The sequence below is a fragment of the Azonexus hydrophilus genome, from assembly GCF_038368255.1.
Lineage (GTDB): Bacteria > Pseudomonadota > Gammaproteobacteria > Burkholderiales > Rhodocyclaceae > Azonexus > Azonexus hydrophilus.
In genome coordinates this window covers 280,086-294,161 of sequence record NZ_CP151407.1, presented here as the reverse complement: position 1 = coordinate 294,161, position 14,076 = coordinate 280,086, and the positions used below count along the sequence as shown (strand labels likewise).

The following is a 14,076-nucleotide window of genomic DNA, read 5'->3' as shown; positions in this document are numbered from 1 at the left end:
CGTTGCAGGTCATCGGCCCTCCAAAATGCTTCCGAACACAGTTCGCGCAGCAGCGCCCCGCAAGAGCATGTCCTTGGTCAGAAAACTGGTTGTACTTCCGCGCCAAACCAGCTTGAGCTGCCGCGACGGTCATTGTTAGCATGTTCAGAATCCTTTCCGGCAATTCGTTTACGAAGCGAATGCAGGCTCGATTTTGTCGAGCAGGACCATGCCGACACCAACCAAGTCCACCACAGGCTGGTCGTCTCCCAGAACATAGGCGTTACTGACAGTTTTGAGGCGACACTTGCCTTCGACCTGGGATTTCTCGTAGAACACCTCCGTGCCTACTGCGGTGGACGAATTCCACTTTTCCACCCTGAATTGAGCGGCAGCGCGGGTGTCGCCAGCAAGTGCTTTCGCCTGTAAATCCTTCAGGTCTTCGGTTGTATGCAACATACGTTTCCTTTCCGGTCAAGTAATGCGCTCAACTCGCCCGCGCCAATACCCCGCGGTACGCCCAGGCTCATCAGTTGTCGTTATCACGTTACTGCCGTCAAAGCCGAGAACCGAATAGGTGTTGCCAACCGTTAGCGGGTAATCGCGTGACGCACAACCATCCGGCTTGGAAATCAGCCGGACAGAACATCCTTGGCGAATTGGCTTGCCATCAGCCTTTGGCTTTCTCATAAGCCCCATCCTTTCCGTTAAGATTTTTTCAGTCGTTGTTCGTATTCTTGCGGAGTGACGCACTCATTCCAGAAGCAATATTGGCATTCTCGAATCATCATCCCGGTGCCACCGTTTGCACGCCAGCCTTTTACGCCTTTTTTCGCGCACGAAGGACATACGCCGCGCTTTGGTTTCTTCGCTCCAAAACCTTGGCCAGCCCTAACCCCCATTGCTGCATCCAACCAAGGATTGCGAAGCAGCCGCTTCTGCTCGACCCGCAGCCACCATAAGCTGCTTGTAAAGCATGGGAAATCCATCGGGCAAGCGAGAGGCGGCCTCCTTCATTGCTATCGCCGCAGAAGTTAGGTCATAGCGCAGTCGCGCATCTTCCGATTCAAATACGATACTCATACATGCGCCCTTTCCGGTGATTCAGTTGCCGTCGCAATTAGCGGAGCAAGCATAGAACTGGCGCACCACTGACTGCCCCTTGTTCTTGCCTCGGGTAATCAACCGGCGTTCCATCCCCACCCACTCCAGGGTAGCACCACATTTAGGGCAATCCGCCGCTTGCTTTTGGGCTGGCTTGCCTACCGATTCCTTATTTGCCATCTGCATTCCTTTCCGGCCCAAGGCCGATGTAATCTTTGATTCAAATATACCCTCTGGCGGCTATATTGTCAAGTCATATCCTTCAGCAATCAGTCGATGCTTTTCGCGGAACCGAGCTACAGACCGGCTCACATTCGGCTGAAGCGCCCCAGTTGCGGCCACCGCCTCCGTGACGGTTTTCCCTTCGACCAGGACGAGTCGAGCAGCTTCCTTGGTTGGCCCGGCGGAACGCAGTAGTAGGGCCAGCGTCTCGAACTGCTTGGCGTTGAGGTCTGCCATCAAAATACCCTCGCCACGATATCGGCCATTCTCACAGGGTCATGGGCCATGATTGCTTTTGCATCCGAAATATTGCGCAGCCCCATCATTTCGCGCACAACAGCAGGGTCTTTGCCTTGTCGACCAAGTAGTACGGCGAATGTGCGCCGCCCGGATAGGGCTGAACCCTCAACGCCCGCTTGTTTGAGCAGCTTCTTAAACAGAGCAGAGAGAACCATCGCGCTTTCGCGCCGCACCCCGTCCTTGGTGTATGTGGTGGCAGTGAACGCTCCGCCAGTTCGTCCGTTCACGAATAGCGGGCTGTGAGGGTCGAGACCTCGGTAACGGTCAGGCGTCCCCAGTCCGACCTTGTGCTCAAGACGCCACGCCAGATAGGCATCAATCGCGCCGGCCAGCTTCGCGTTCGCCCAGTAGAGCGGCCGAGCATAGCCGTTGTAGCTGATTTCCTGGCGAACAAGGCACTTGCGCCGCGTCTTGCCATCGGCGGCGCAGTAGTCGTGAACAACTAGGCGGCCCATCTCGCCAGGTGTAAGAGCAGTAGCGAAAAGGCAATACAGCAGCGCCGCGTTCCGTAGTCCGTGAGCTCCGGATACGCGAGCCACTTTGACCGCGTGCTCGATGTCCTTTGGTTCAACAACCGGAGGCTTTGCCAATGTATTGAATCCTTGTATATAGCGGCTTCAATACATCATAAAGTTTTCAAGATGCGAATTCAAGCCAAAACCTGATATGAGCCTTAGCCGCCTGATGAGTGGCAGGAAACCGCAGAACTCAAGACATCCGATTTCCTGGCAAAGAAAAACCCGCCAAGACCAGAGGTCAGGGCGGGTTCGGGAGTTACGAGCGACTCAGCCTTAGTGAGTCATTTTCGGCAGATGCGTGCCAGGGCCTGAATGGGTACGGCGATAGTTCCTCGCTTGATGCAGCAAGAACAACCCACCACCAATCGAAAGCACCGCCACGACTGCAAGGATTACATAGTCAGCAGGCATTTCAGTCCTCCAAAGCAGACAAGATGAAATGGATTATGCCATGCAGCGTCAGGTAAAGCACGCCAGACAAACCCAGGATGACCCAATCAAAGTCGTTCGACTTCGAGTATAGGTACAAGTTCTTGCCGCCGAAGAACAGAAACTGCCCGGTGGCTACCTCCTTGAGCACATCAGCCCAGTGCTTGATTTGCTCTTTGTTCAAATTTCCTCCTTGAATGATGCCCAAGAAGCGAGTTCGCCCCGAAGGGAGCGATTGAACTCCCCTTTGGGTGATTGATTTACAGATACCGAGTTACCCCGGCATATCTTGTCTGCTCAGTTTGCCAACTAGAACTGGTAGGCATCAATCGGGCGGAACTTGCTGCCTTTCACGATGACTTCCTTTTCAATCTTGGCTACAGCTTGAGGTGGAACCATGGCGTTTGAAGCCAGAACTTCCTCGTATTGGGCATCGGTGCTGTTAGCGTTCGTCAAATCCTTGAAAGCATTTGCAATCGCAGAGCACTGAATCTTGTAAGCTTCAAGATCAAAGCTCATGTCTTGACTCCTTATGAAGCCGAGCCGGCGTTGAGTTCGTGGTCGAGGCGCAACGCCTTGGCGGCCAACAGAGAGCCTTCCGTAGCTTGCTTCTGCACGAACTCCAACGCTTCGTAGTCATCGGCAAACACCCCAGCTTCATCGCACCGCTCGATGACTGGCACAATTTTGCCGTCAACGCTCGCGTCGAAAACGTCCCAGCCTTGCTCAACAGCAGCAGCCGAGTCTTCCTTTGTCCAAACTTCTTGCGTATCACTCATGTTGCCTCTCCAAAAAAGAAGCCCCTTCGAGACACCTTTCCCGGATGGGAGGTGATCCCATCGGGGCGAATGTTTAACCACTGTACGGACGTACAGGATGTCTTGAAGGACTAGAATTCCGTTGGGTTTTCCTATGGACGACATTTTGAGTTCTTAGGTCCTCGAACATCAAGAACAGAAATCTTTGGTTCAGCCCTGTCCCATGCACCATCATCTTCATAATCATTATTTTCAGCCAGCTTGTTAGCCGCCGTTTCGTTTTCGGCCTCGACCTCAATAACGATTGTCTTTGTTAGCTCAAGAACAAAAGTTTGATTTTTCATTTTAGATACCTTAATGATAGTTGTTAAATTTGACGGCCGATTTCAAAAACCAGGTTTTCGATGAAGCTTGTTTTCGTCAGCATGTTTTGGAGAATAAAGTTGTGGGCCGGAGGCCGTCAGACCCAAAACCCACAAAAATTTCCGGATACCCTTAAGATGCACGTCCACTTGGTCTTTGTGGCGAAATATCGCCGCAAAGTATTCGACGGCGATGCCATTCAGCGGCTACGCACCATCTTCGGCAAAGTCTGCGCCGACTTCGAGGCGCAACTGATCGAAATGGACGGCGAAGACGACCATGTGCGCCTCCTGGTGGAGTATCCGCCAAAACTTGCCGTGTCGGCGTTGGTGAACAGCTTGAAAGGCGTCTCCAGCCGGCTGCTGCGAAAGGAGCGGCCCGATATTCGAGACCGGTACTGGAAAGGGGTGCTGTGGTCGCCATCCTATTTCGCTTCCTCGTGTGGCGGCGCTCCGATCAGCATCATTCGCCAATACATCGAACAACAGCAAACCCCGCATTAAGGCAACGGCGAGGCCGTCCGCGCTATCCTTCCCCGCCCAAACTCGGCGGCTTTGCCTAGAGGTTGCTACGCAACCAAATCGCTTGGACGGGGCTTGTCGCGCAACTGGTCACAAGAAACCCTTCCGAAAAAGTGCCGGAAAGAACGTTTACATGCAGGAAATTGAGGGTTTTGGAAGGCGACCGGATATGGGTCGCCGCGCTATCGTTGCTGGGTCATTTTTAACGGTTTGTCACATGAGTCACATCGACCTCTCAACGCATGGCGCTATGCCAATGAACATCATCAATAACTTGTCATGGAGCGAAGTTCGGCCCAGTCAGATTCATGGGAATGGCGTCTTTGCCACTGAGGAAATTCGCCGTGGCTGGATCATCGGGCGCCTCGATGGCCAGGTTATGCTGTGGCGTGACTATATTGCCTTGTTCGATGGGGATCAGGAGCGGCAAGCGGATCGAACGGTACTGAGCACTCAGCACGTTCAGGTGCGCGGCTTGAAAACCCAATTTGCCTTCATCAACCACTCGGCAGATCCCAACTGCGCCATCTCGATTCACGGGCAGCATGTGTATTTCCATAGTATTCGGGACATCAAGGCAGGGGAAGAACTGACCCGCGATTACCGGGCCGAACCGACGCCGGCTTCTTACCAGGAAGCCCAAGGCGACTGGATGAACGTCGAGGCAGTTTCCCGGTAAAACCAGTTGAATCCGGCGCGGCATTTGGGATACTGGGATATGTCCAACAAACAGCCCACCGCCCAAATGCAGCCGGATATTGCCGCCTACAATCTCAAGGTTGACCAGCTTTGCCGCTGGTCAGATGCCTACTACATCCACGATGCGCCAAGCGTGCCGGATGCGGTCTATGACCAATTGTTCCGGGAAGTGCAGGCTATCGAAGCGGACAATCCTGCGATTGCCCGTCTCGACTCGCCGACGCGGCGAGTTGGCGGCGCCCCGGTCAAGGCGTTTTTGCCGATGGATCACGGCACGCCGATGCTCTCGCTCGATAACGCGCTGAATGCCGAAGAAGCCAATGGCTTCGCGCTGCGCACTGCCGCCGCTCTCGGCAAAGACCCGGAAGACGTACGCTACACCCTTGAAGCAAAGTTCGATGGGGCGTCATGCAGTCTGGTCTATGAAAACGGGCTGTTGGTACAGGCGGGTACTCGCGGCGACGGTATGGTTGGCGAGGATGTCACCACCCAGGTGCGGACGATCCGCAACGTCCCGCTGGCCCTGCGGGACAAGGTGTCGTGCAAGGTGCGCGGCGAGGTCTTGATGACCAAGGCTCAGTTCGAAAAGATCAATGCCGAACGCGAGGCAAGCGGAGAAAAAAAGCTCGTCAATACGCGCAATGCTGCAGCCGGCAGTCTTCGCAGTCTTGATCCGAAAGTGACCGCGAAACGCGGCCTGACATTCAAGGCGTATTCCCTGTTGATGGAGGATGGCCCGAGCAGCCAGGAAGGCACGCTGGCGTGGCTCAAGAGCCAAGGCTTCGACATCTGCGACGAAACCAGTGTTGTCCAAGGTGCCTCTGGCATTCAGGCAGGCTTTGAGCGGATGGCGGCACTTCGGGCTTCACTGCCTTACGATATCGATGGCGTCGTCTTCAAGGTGCTCGATCAGGCTGACCAAGACACCCTCGGGTTCACCTCGCGACTTCCCAAGTGGGCTATCGCCTACAAATTCCCGGCAGAAGAACAAGCCACCACGGTTGAAGCAATTGACGTTCAGGTGGGCCGTACCGGCGTCCTGACCCCGGTCGCGAGACTGCGCCCGATCTTTGTCGGGGGCGTCACCGTGACGAATGTCACCCTTCACAATCAGGATCAGGTTCGCCTCAAGGATATTCGGGTCGGTGACACGGTGATCGTTCGCCGGGCGGGTGATGTCATCCCGGAAATCGCGGGCAGCATCAAGGAAAATCGCCCCAGCGAAGGCCTGCCGGAATGGGAGATGCCTCACCTGTGCCCAAGCTGCGGCGCACAGGTGATCAAGGTCAAGTCCTCGCACATCTGCACGGGTGGGGTTTCCTGCCCGGATCAAAAGCTGTACCGGATTACCCATTACGGGTCGCGGGGCTGCATGGACATCGACGGCCTGGGCGAGTCGCGGGTCGAACAACTCATTGAAGCGGGGTTGATCAGCACCATCTCGGACCTCTACGCGCTCACGGTCGATCAAGTCGCCCAACTGGAGGGGATGGGGCTGCGCTCTGCGCAAAATCTGATCACGGCGATTGCTGGCAGCAAGGGCAGGGGTCTGAGCCAATTCCTCGCCGCCTTGGGTATTGAGGAAGTCGGTAGCTCGACGGCCAAGCTGCTTGCGCAGCAATTCGGCACGTTCGATGCGCTGCTTGCCGCAACAGAAGCAGATCTCGTCGCGCTGCGCGATGTTGGCCCGGCCACCGCAGCATCCGTGATTGCTGCCTTTGCCGACCCGCATTTCGGTCAGGAGTGCCGGAAGTTGGCCGCCATCGTTCAGCCGGCTGCCGTCGCCAAGGTGTCAGAAGGGCCGCTGACGGGCAAAACAGTAGTGCTGACAGGAACACTGCCGTCGCTCTCCCGCGATGAAGCCAAGGCGATTATTGAGAGCCTGGGGGGTAAGGCGGCAGGGTCGGTGTCAAAGCGTACCTTCGCGGTTGTTGCCGGGGCGGAAGCCGGGGGTAAGTTGGCCGCTGCAATCGAACTGGGTATTCCGGTCCATGATGAAGCATGGCTACTGGCAATGGACGCTGAAACGCCCAAGGAAGACAAAATCGATCATTCCAAGATCGAGGCAGAAGAAGTCATGTCCAAGATCGAGGCGAGTCCTCGGCCAACTTGGGATTCCAGGATCGAAATCAAGGACGCCGGCACAATCATCGATGCCATGACCAAGGCAGGCCTGCCCATTGGGGGCGGGAAAACAGAGATTGTTTGCATCGTTTCCGTGGGCGAGTTGCCGGAAGCCCTGGTGGCGACGCCGACCGGGATCGCCTACCACTTCAGGCCTGTGGAATTCGAACCGGATTTCTGGTCGTTTGCGGTCGGGAATTACTACCTCGTCACCGGCTGCAACGCGGATCGCCTCCATCTGGCGAAGCAAGCGGGCGTGGACCTCGATGCCACGAAGGTCAGCGGGCGGCACCTGGCTAGAACCAAGAGCGACGAACTGAGCAAGATGGGGTTTGATGACATGCTCCGGGCGCTCGGCATTACGCTGCAGGGCAAGACGCAACCAGCCGCCGGGCAAGACGCAAGCGGGCAGGGGAGTCTGTTTTAACGGCAAGCCGTCAAATTGGCGTTGAATCAGCCAGCGAGTATGCAATGCTAAACGTCAATCGATTAAATGGAATTTTGGCGCTACGTGAAATCAATAACTTGCAATCGCTTGCCAGTGGCAAACCCCGTCTGAATCAGGCTAAATCAGGCTGTTTCAGTCGGGGCGCGTCACAACCTCGCCACACCCCTTCGCGGTTTCCTCGTTGCCTCGCCGATGTTAAGCTATGCACCCGTGCAGTGCATCGTGGACGAGTAGTGAACAATCGAGACAAGCTGGCGGCCTTGCTCAAGCGGGCGAACATCACCCGTGCCGAGGCCGCGCAGTACATCGCGGAAGAAACCAAGCGCCCCTGTAGCTGGCGAGCCGTCCAGTCCTGGCTTGCCGATTCCGCTTTGCCCAGCGCCAGGGAATGCCCGGACTGGGCCGTAACCAACCTCACAGCCAAGCTCAAGCGCCTCAAACTGATAGCTTGACGATATGCACGCGTGCATATACGATGCCGTTTCTAGGAACGCACTAGAAATGGCACATGAGGCTTATCAGCAAACCCCCGAATCCTCGAATGGCTACGTCACACCTGGCGCGGTCAACGGCGTGCCGGTGTCGTTCATGGTGGATACCGGCGCATCGCATGTGTCCCTGCCTGCCGCCCTGGCGCAACAGGCGGGCATCCGCTGCGAACAGCAAGGGCAGTCCTCGACGGCGAACGGCATCATTTCAGCCTGCGCCGGCATCGCCGCCGAAGTGACCTTCGGCCCGTTCCGCCTGACGAACATTGCCGTCACGATCATGCCGAACGCTCGGGATGCGCTGCTCGGCATGGATGCACTGCGGCGCTTCACGATGACATGGAGTGGCGACGTGGTGAGGATCGCGGCCACCGATGCGGCAACGGCCGCCCAGGTGCCCGCGTCAGCCTCCATGCCCTCTCAAGCGTTACCTCCTACGGGCACGGTGGAACGGCTGCGCCAAGAGCCGCCCGGCACGGCCTACGCGCCCCTCAAGCTGCTCGGCAACCGCGACGGCAAGCATTGCATGTTCCGCCTTGAGGACTGGCAAAGCGGCGCTCCGGTGCTGGCGGTTTTTGTCCGTAGCGGCGAAGTGACCGAAACAACAGTGCCGCTCGGCCAGTACCGGGGCAAGGTCGCCTGTGGTTCGACTTGGTACGGCGCGGAGCTATTCGGGCCGGGTACTGCGGTAGATGAATTGAATGCGCCTGTCGTTTTCACGCGCAACGAGACTGGCGGCGCTCGTGGAATGATGATTGAATTGACGCAACGCTTGGGCGGTAATCTGCAATCGCGCCCAGGTGCCTATAACGCATCATGGGAGAACTGACGATGACCGATATGACCCGAGACCTTTTCGCGGAACAGCCTTACGGCAAGATCGCGCTCGCCAAGATGGGTGCGGTGCCCGAGAACTTCCGCCTGTACCAGGCCGGCTGGCTCGGCAACAAGCCCGAGGAATGGACCGTGATGAAAGTCATAGGTGCTGAATTCCGCGCGGCCAAGAGCGGGCCGAATAAGGGCAAGCTCACGATCCCAGTCGAAGGCACCACCCGTACCGCCTTCGTGACTGCCGAGGAAATCGAAGCCGCGCCGCGGAAACACTGAACGCATGTTCCGCACCGCCCTTCCCGTGGTGATTTCCGAGCCCGACATCGATGCGGCGCTCGATCATTTGCGCACGCTGCCGTATCGTCCCAATCCGCCACGCCCGTGGGATCGGCAACGGCTGTTGGCGATGCTGCGGGAGGCGATAGGCAAGTCGCCGAAAATCGGTCAGGTCTTTGATGTAGCGCCCGGTGTGTTCGCCATCATCAAGCCGTTTGGCGTCGACCTTGCCGGGGCTGACGCGCACGACTGTGCTACGCGGCTGCAAGTGTGGCTGGCCATACGGCACGGCGGGACCGATCCCAAACAGGTTACGAAGCTTTGAAGGGCAGGGAACGAAAGGAGCAAAATGCGGCTGACGCTTATCGACATCCATGACACTGACGCCGATCACGACGTCGGCGGGCAAGACTTGCCGAATCTCGTGACGGTCAAGGTGGAAGGCGTTGCGGTGGACGATGTACTGGCGGCGCATCCGTTCGCGGCACTGAAACCCTTCAACGTGCAGCCGAGCCAGCATCTGGGGTTGCCTGAACACGTCGAATTCTGCACGTTCTCGTTCCACGACGACATTCAACGCTTCTTCGGCGTTGAGCCTGAAAAGTCAGCCGACGATATTGCATTCGATAGGTACTGTCGGAGAGCGTATGTGCGGACGGTTGGCGAATTGCGTGCAGCCATCGCCGATCTTCCCGACGATTTCCCGCTGATCCATACCGGGCGCAAATTCAATCAGGATCGCACTATCGAACACTTCAATGCGCTCGGTCTTCAACTTCAAACCGGTACGTGGATTTTCACGGGGCCAGGACTACCGGCGTGGGGCGATCCACGGTGGAGCCTTCGCTTGGGCGGCTTCGATCCTAGCGATTGGGCCAAGATCATGGACGGGACGTGGCGGAATATCACTGCTGCCGACCTCAAGGAATAACAAGGAGAGAATGAATGAACCAAAGTGAATGCATCGAATTGCGGGACAGCATCTTCGCCAGCCAGTTTCAGACCGAACCGAAAGAACGCCTGTTCCGCTTCCTTGCCGTCGAGCCTGGCGGCGTCGGTGACTCAGACGCAACAGTGCATTTCGCCTATGCGCCGGCGGTCTGGGAACGTGCCGGGTATGGCAGTACGCCCAATGATGTCGTGACTCTCCTGGAGGCGACGATTGATGAAACGCCGTACAAGGACAAGAATCTTGCAGTGCAATTCCATGACTACCTGCGCGGCGGCTGGCCGATTCCATGGGGCATTACGGCAAAGGAATCATTCAACAACTTTCCCTCGTTGGTATTGCTTGAAGCTGCGGACGGCAAAGTAACCGGGGTGCTGATGCGTGACGCGCATTGCGGTAACGTCAATGCTCGAATCGCAAATGCCTATGCAGAACCACACGAAGTCGAAGACATGATCGAGGAATTGACGGCCCTTGCACCGGACGAGCAGTTCATGGGCTGGTACAAGGACTGCAATATCGCGGCGGACTCCATCGATGCGGCCATTGCATTGACACCGGAGTCGGACGCAGGTCAGAAGCATGTGCTGGTCTACCGGCAGATGGAATGGCTGTGGGGCCTATGGAACAATCCAGCCAAGCCCCACGCCTATCCAATGGAGCTTTCCAGCGTGGCCGATTTCCACGGTACCCGCGTGTCAGCGGCCAAGCGACGTTCTCGCGGCGAACTTGAAGTGGCGAAGGCAAAGCAGACGATCCCCGGCGACTATGACGTACTCGATCAAGCACTCGCGCTGCTCTCCCCGGATGATGGCGGCACGGGTACCGACTACGAAGCCATCCCCGCCATCAAGATGCTATGCGACTGGTGGAACAGTCATGCACCGGAGGCGATGCGGCCGGCGGCATGCTTCCGCGTGTATGTGTGGAAGTCGAACCGCCGCACGTTCGTCGCTGGCGATCCGGAGGAACCAGCCGTCCAGGCGAACGATCTGGCGAGCATCCCGACTTACGCGGTCTTCGAGCGTGAGGGACGGCCCACGGTCGCGCTTACTTTCTTCCGTGGTCGCCTTTTCAACAAAGAAGACGCATGCGGAACTCAGACCTACTATGCCAACGGCGAAGACGGCTGGCAGATCGGCGTGGACCTCGACCAGGTGGATGAAGCCTATTACTCCCTGAAAGGGCTCCGCGCCATAGAGCGCATTTAGCGCCTTTCCCTTGCAGACTATAGTCGGAATTCTGCGCGCCACCGTTTCACCGCGCCATGCTGTGCCGAACCCGCAGGGCCGCGCCGCCGACCGGCGCGGGGCACATGGCGTCGGCGCTCCGACCGTCGCCCCTCGACGGTTTGCCTTTGGCGTTACAACGCTTCCGACTTCCTGTTCCGACGAAACCGCCATTAAGTACGATGGCATCAAAAAGTGCTTGACGCGGTGCTTCCGGCGTGGGAATCTTTACCCCGTCACAGCTTCAACAACCTACCGCGACGAGTGCGAATCAGCCGGGTCTAGCAGGCTTTAAGTAGCCGCAGACCAGAAGGCCCGCCAGCATCGCTATTCCTTCCCCGCCTGCCCGGCTTGGGCCTGTGCCTCTTCCCGTTAACCGGCGAATGAGGCCATTGCCATGTGCATGCCTTCATCGCCATTGCGAAAGGCACGCACCATGCGAACGAGTAACGAGCACCAGAAAGACCGCGCCGACGCCGGAGGCCCGCAGCCGGGAGCCGGCGAGGACCGCACGGCGGAGGCGACGGTCGCCTCCCGTGTAGTAACACGGGAGCAAACCCGAAGGACACCCCAAGATCGTGAGCAATTGGACAGCTTCGCGCCTGTCGGCGAGGATGTTCATAGTCGCCCTGGCAAGAAGGGCAACGCCGTTCCGATCTACGTCCCGCGCCCCTGTGCCGCAGCATCGGCACAAGCGGCCATCATCGATTGGCTGGCCTTCACCGTTCGCCTGTCCGATCACTACCACATGGCGCAACTACTCGCCGACATCCAGCGTTTTTTCAAGGTCAGCCGCACGGCGGATTGTGATTACGGTTGGAACGGCTACACCCGGCGCACCATGCTGGGCGAATTCGGCCTGGTGGCCTGGGGTGGCAAGTCGCAGAACGATACTGCCTATGTGAGCCTCAACGCCCACGGCTGCGCGATGGCGTCCGATTGGGCAGGCATCGAAGCATGGATTGCAGGATTGCAAGCCAAGATCAGCCGCATCGACCTGGCGCATGATGACTTCACTGGCGAAGTGTGGAATATCGAGCGCCTGCGGGCTGAGTACCTGGGCGACGGGTTCAGCGGTGCCAATGGCCGCAAGGCGTCCTCGATGCTGATTGGCGACTACGACAACCTCGACAAAGGCCGCACCTACCAGATCGGGAGCCGGGCCGCCGGCAAGCTGTTGCGGGGCTACGAGAAGGGCAAGCAACTCGGCGATCCCGATAGCCCGTGGTTTCGCGTCGAACTCGAACTGCTCGCCAAGAATCGCCTCATCCCGTGGGAGATATTGACCCAGCCCGGCCGATACCTCGCCGGGGCGTATCCCTGCCTCGCTACGCTGTCCGAAAGCCCCGAGAGGATACCGACCTCCATCAAGGCCGCTGGCGTCGAATATGACGCGCTTATCGGCCACGTGCGGCGGCAGTACGGCCAGGCGATCAATCTGATTTACCACGTCGAGAAGCGGGACGCGGACCGCGTCTTCAAGAAGATCATGCGAGGCGGTTTCCCGCAGCGATTCGTGCCGCTCCTTCCCTTCCTCCTGCGCGGCGGCTCCCATGAAGACGCTGACGCTATCTGAGGCGGCGGCGTTCCTGAAACTTCACCCTGAAGAGTTACGCGCTCGTGCCAAGGCGGGCCAGATTCCAGGGGCGAAGGCGGGACGGCGCTGGGTATTCATTGAGGATGACCTTGCAAGCTATTTGCGTTCGCTCTATGCTCCCGAACGGCAAGCGTTGCAAGTGTCATCGAAAGGGATTTCGACATGGCACTTTTCAAACGCGGCAAGACGTGGTGGGTTGATTTCACCACGCCGGCAGGAGAACGAGTTAGAGAAACTTCTGGCTCAAGGGACAGGAACCAAGCGCAGGAGTACCACGACAAGCTAAAAGCGGAAGCGTGGCGCGTCTTCAAGCTCGGGGATCGTCCCGACCACACGTGGGATGAGGCAGCCCATCGGTGGTTGTTGGAAAAGAAGCATCTGCGGTCGTACAAGAACACGAAGGTCGTCATCGCTTGGTGGCATCAGCACTTCCGGGGAAAACTCCTGCGCGACATCACGCGGGAAACCATCCAGATCGCCTTGGATACCAAGGCGGGCATCTGGGCACCGGGAACCATCAAGCGGAACCTGGAAATACTCGGGGCGATTCTTCACCGTGCGGCGGACGAATGGGAATGGCTGGATCGCGTGCCCAAGCGTCCGCAAGCGCCGAAGGTGCAAAGGCGTATTCGCTGGCTGACCCCGGCGGAGATGCAAAGGCTGTTGCAGCATTTGCCGGAAGCGACGGCAGAGATGGCACGCTTTGCATTGGCGACGGGGTTACGTCGAAACAACGTGCTGCGGCTTGAGTGGTCACAAGTCGATACGGCGCGGCGGGTGTGCTGGATTTACGGCGACCAGGCCAAGGCGGGCAAGGACATTCACGTGTCCTTGAACGAAACGGCGCTGGCCGTGCTGGAACGGCAGCGAGGCAAGCATGAACGCTTCGTCTTCGTCGGGAAGCGCGGCAAGCCCCAGACGCAGATTTATGCGGAGGGCTGGCGGGCAGCATTGAAGGCGGCGGGAATTGAGAACTTCCGCTGGCATGACTTGCGCCATACCTGGGCCTCCTGGTTGGCGCAGGAGGGAACACCCCTCCATGTGTTGCAGGAGATGGGCGGCTGGGCTGATTACGGGATGGTGCTGCGGTATGCGCACCTCTCCCCTGAAAGGTTCGCTACTCATGCGTCGGTGGTGGATCAGAAGATGAATGTCACAATCTCGGCACAACCGGGCGCGTGACATGCCACAGACGCCCGTAACTCATTGAGGGGAAGCAGCAAAAAGCGGCGCCGGAATAT

General features: G+C 58.0%; 17 protein-coding genes and 2 pseudogenes. 12 read left to right on the top strand and 7 right to left on the bottom strand.

All coding sequences use genetic code 11. The features are described from left to right. Window positions 1-168: 168 nt before the first annotated feature. The 7 genes from AADV58_RS18235 to AADV58_RS18205 form a co-directional block, all read right to left on the bottom strand. Window positions 169-438, bottom strand: coding sequence for a hypothetical protein (locus AADV58_RS18235; RefSeq protein WP_341744687.1), 270 nt, complete (start codon window positions 436-438; stop codon window positions 169-171). 885 nt (window positions 439-1,323) lie between these two features. Further along, window positions 1,324-1,542 carry a TrfB-related DNA-binding protein gene (locus tag AADV58_RS18230; RefSeq protein WP_341744686.1) on the bottom strand — a complete coding sequence of 73 codons (219 nt, stop codon included), beginning with the start codon at window positions 1,540-1,542 and terminating at the stop codon, window positions 1,324-1,326. Continuing rightward, window positions 1,542-2,195: a site-specific integrase gene (locus AADV58_RS18225; protein ID WP_341744685.1), complete on the bottom strand. Its 654-nt coding sequence runs from the start codon at window positions 2,193-2,195 to the stop codon at window positions 1,542-1,544. The genes AADV58_RS18230 and AADV58_RS18225 overlap by 1 nt, the downstream gene beginning before the upstream one ends. A 340-nt stretch (window positions 2,196-2,535) precedes the next feature. Further along, the gene (locus AADV58_RS18220; protein ID WP_341744684.1) at window positions 2,536-2,736 is read right to left on the bottom strand and encodes a hypothetical protein; all 201 of its coding nucleotides are present in this window, start codon (window positions 2,734-2,736) and stop codon (window positions 2,536-2,538) included. Between the two features lie 125 nt (window positions 2,737-2,861). Continuing rightward, window positions 2,862-3,071 carry a hypothetical protein gene (locus tag AADV58_RS18215; RefSeq protein WP_341744683.1) on the bottom strand — a complete coding sequence of 70 codons (210 nt, stop codon included), beginning with the start codon at window positions 3,069-3,071 and terminating at the stop codon, window positions 2,862-2,864. Window positions 3,072-3,082: 11 nt separating this feature from the next. Next, on the bottom strand, window positions 3,083-3,331 hold the full coding sequence (locus tag AADV58_RS18210) for a hypothetical protein (RefSeq protein ID WP_341744682.1): 249 nt from the start codon (window positions 3,329-3,331) through the stop codon (window positions 3,083-3,085). A gap of 131 nt (window positions 3,332-3,462) precedes the next feature. Continuing rightward, complete coding sequence (locus AADV58_RS18205) at window positions 3,463-3,654, bottom strand: hypothetical protein (protein WP_341744681.1); 192 nt, start codon at window positions 3,652-3,654, stop codon at window positions 3,463-3,465. Between the two features lie 156 nt (window positions 3,655-3,810). Between AADV58_RS18205 and tnpA the strand changes: the two genes are divergently transcribed. From tnpA to AADV58_RS18145, 12 genes and pseudogenes are all read left to right on the top strand, one after another. Further along, on the top strand, window positions 3,811-4,176 hold the full coding sequence (tnpA, locus tag AADV58_RS18200; protein WP_341744680.1) for an IS200/IS605 family transposase: 366 nt from the start codon (window positions 3,811-3,813) through the stop codon (window positions 4,174-4,176). A gap of 235 nt (window positions 4,177-4,411) precedes the next feature. Then, window positions 4,412-4,873, top strand: coding sequence for an SET domain-containing protein (locus AADV58_RS18195; protein WP_341744679.1), 462 nt, complete (start codon window positions 4,412-4,414; stop codon window positions 4,871-4,873). Window positions 4,874-4,912: 39 nt separating this feature from the next. Then, a pseudogene (gene ligA / locus AADV58_RS18190) lies at window positions 4,913-6,892 on the top strand (NAD-dependent DNA ligase LigA); the annotation flags it as partial. An 806-nt stretch (window positions 6,893-7,698) separates the two neighbouring features. After that, window positions 7,699-7,917, top strand: coding sequence for a hypothetical protein (locus AADV58_RS18185; protein ID WP_341744678.1), 219 nt, complete (start codon window positions 7,699-7,701; stop codon window positions 7,915-7,917). Window positions 7,918-7,966: 49 nt separating this feature from the next. Then, window positions 7,967-8,782 carry a retropepsin-like aspartic protease gene (locus AADV58_RS18180; protein ID WP_341744677.1) on the top strand — a complete coding sequence of 272 codons (816 nt, stop codon included), beginning with the start codon at window positions 7,967-7,969 and terminating at the stop codon, window positions 8,780-8,782. A 2-nt stretch (window positions 8,783-8,784) separates the two neighbouring features. Further along, window positions 8,785-9,060 (top strand): hypothetical protein, encoded by a 276-nt coding sequence (locus AADV58_RS18175; protein ID WP_341744676.1) that lies wholly within the window; start codon window positions 8,785-8,787, stop codon window positions 9,058-9,060. 4 nt (window positions 9,061-9,064) lie between these two features. Continuing rightward, a complete protein-coding gene (locus AADV58_RS18170; protein WP_341744675.1) occupies window positions 9,065-9,385 on the top strand; it encodes a hypothetical protein in 321 nt (106 codons plus the stop codon). A gap of 24 nt (window positions 9,386-9,409) precedes the next feature. After that, window positions 9,410-9,991 (top strand): hypothetical protein, encoded by a 582-nt coding sequence (locus tag AADV58_RS18165; protein WP_341744674.1) that lies wholly within the window; start codon window positions 9,410-9,412, stop codon window positions 9,989-9,991. A gap of 14 nt (window positions 9,992-10,005) precedes the next feature. Continuing rightward, window positions 10,006-11,220, top strand: coding sequence for a hypothetical protein (locus AADV58_RS18160; RefSeq protein WP_341744673.1), 1,215 nt, complete (start codon window positions 10,006-10,008; stop codon window positions 11,218-11,220). A gap of 454 nt (window positions 11,221-11,674) precedes the next feature. Then, window positions 11,675-12,814, top strand: coding sequence for a replication initiation factor domain-containing protein (locus tag AADV58_RS18155; protein WP_341744672.1), 1,140 nt, complete (start codon window positions 11,675-11,677; stop codon window positions 12,812-12,814). Beyond that, window positions 12,792-12,884, top strand: a pseudogene (locus AADV58_RS18150) (hypothetical protein); the annotation flags it as partial. The gene AADV58_RS18155 and the pseudogene AADV58_RS18150, both read left to right, overlap by 23 nt. A gap of 113 nt (window positions 12,885-12,997) precedes the next feature. Continuing rightward, window positions 12,998-14,017: a site-specific integrase gene (locus AADV58_RS18145; protein WP_341744671.1), complete on the top strand. Its 1,020-nt coding sequence runs from the start codon at window positions 12,998-13,000 to the stop codon at window positions 14,015-14,017. Window positions 14,018-14,076 lie beyond the last annotated feature (59 nt).

Coding starts and splice junctions, on each gene's coding strand:
- AADV58_RS18235 (WP_341744687.1), bottom strand. CDS start 438: ATGTTGCATACAACCGAAGACCTGAAGGATTTACAGGCGAAAGCACTT.
- AADV58_RS18230 (WP_341744686.1), bottom strand. CDS start 1,542: ATGGCAGACCTCAACGCCAAGCAGTTCGAGACGCTGGCCCTACTACTG.
- AADV58_RS18215 (WP_341744683.1), bottom strand. CDS start 3,071: ATGAGCTTTGATCTTGAAGCTTACAAGATTCAGTGCTCTGCGATTGCA.
- AADV58_RS18210 (WP_341744682.1), bottom strand. CDS start 3,331: ATGAGTGATACGCAAGAAGTTTGGACAAAGGAAGACTCGGCTGCTGCT.
- AADV58_RS18205 (WP_341744681.1), bottom strand. CDS start 3,654: ATGAAAAATCAAACTTTTGTTCTTGAGCTAACAAAGACAATCGTTATT.
- tnpA (WP_341744680.1), top strand. CDS start 3,811: ATGCACGTCCACTTGGTCTTTGTGGCGAAATATCGCCGCAAAGTATTC.
- AADV58_RS18195 (WP_341744679.1), top strand. CDS start 4,412: ATGAGTCACATCGACCTCTCAACGCATGGCGCTATGCCAATGAACATC.
- AADV58_RS18180 (WP_341744677.1), top strand. CDS start 7,967: ATGGCACATGAGGCTTATCAGCAAACCCCCGAATCCTCGAATGGCTAC.
- AADV58_RS18175 (WP_341744676.1), top strand. CDS start 8,785: ATGACCGATATGACCCGAGACCTTTTCGCGGAACAGCCTTACGGCAAG.
- AADV58_RS18170 (WP_341744675.1), top strand. CDS start 9,065: ATGTTCCGCACCGCCCTTCCCGTGGTGATTTCCGAGCCCGACATCGAT.
- AADV58_RS18165 (WP_341744674.1), top strand. CDS start 9,410: ATGCGGCTGACGCTTATCGACATCCATGACACTGACGCCGATCACGAC.
- AADV58_RS18160 (WP_341744673.1), top strand. CDS start 10,006: ATGAACCAAAGTGAATGCATCGAATTGCGGGACAGCATCTTCGCCAGC.
- AADV58_RS18155 (WP_341744672.1), top strand. CDS start 11,675: ATGCGAACGAGTAACGAGCACCAGAAAGACCGCGCCGACGCCGGAGGC.
- AADV58_RS18145 (WP_341744671.1), top strand. CDS start 12,998: ATGGCACTTTTCAAACGCGGCAAGACGTGGTGGGTTGATTTCACCACG.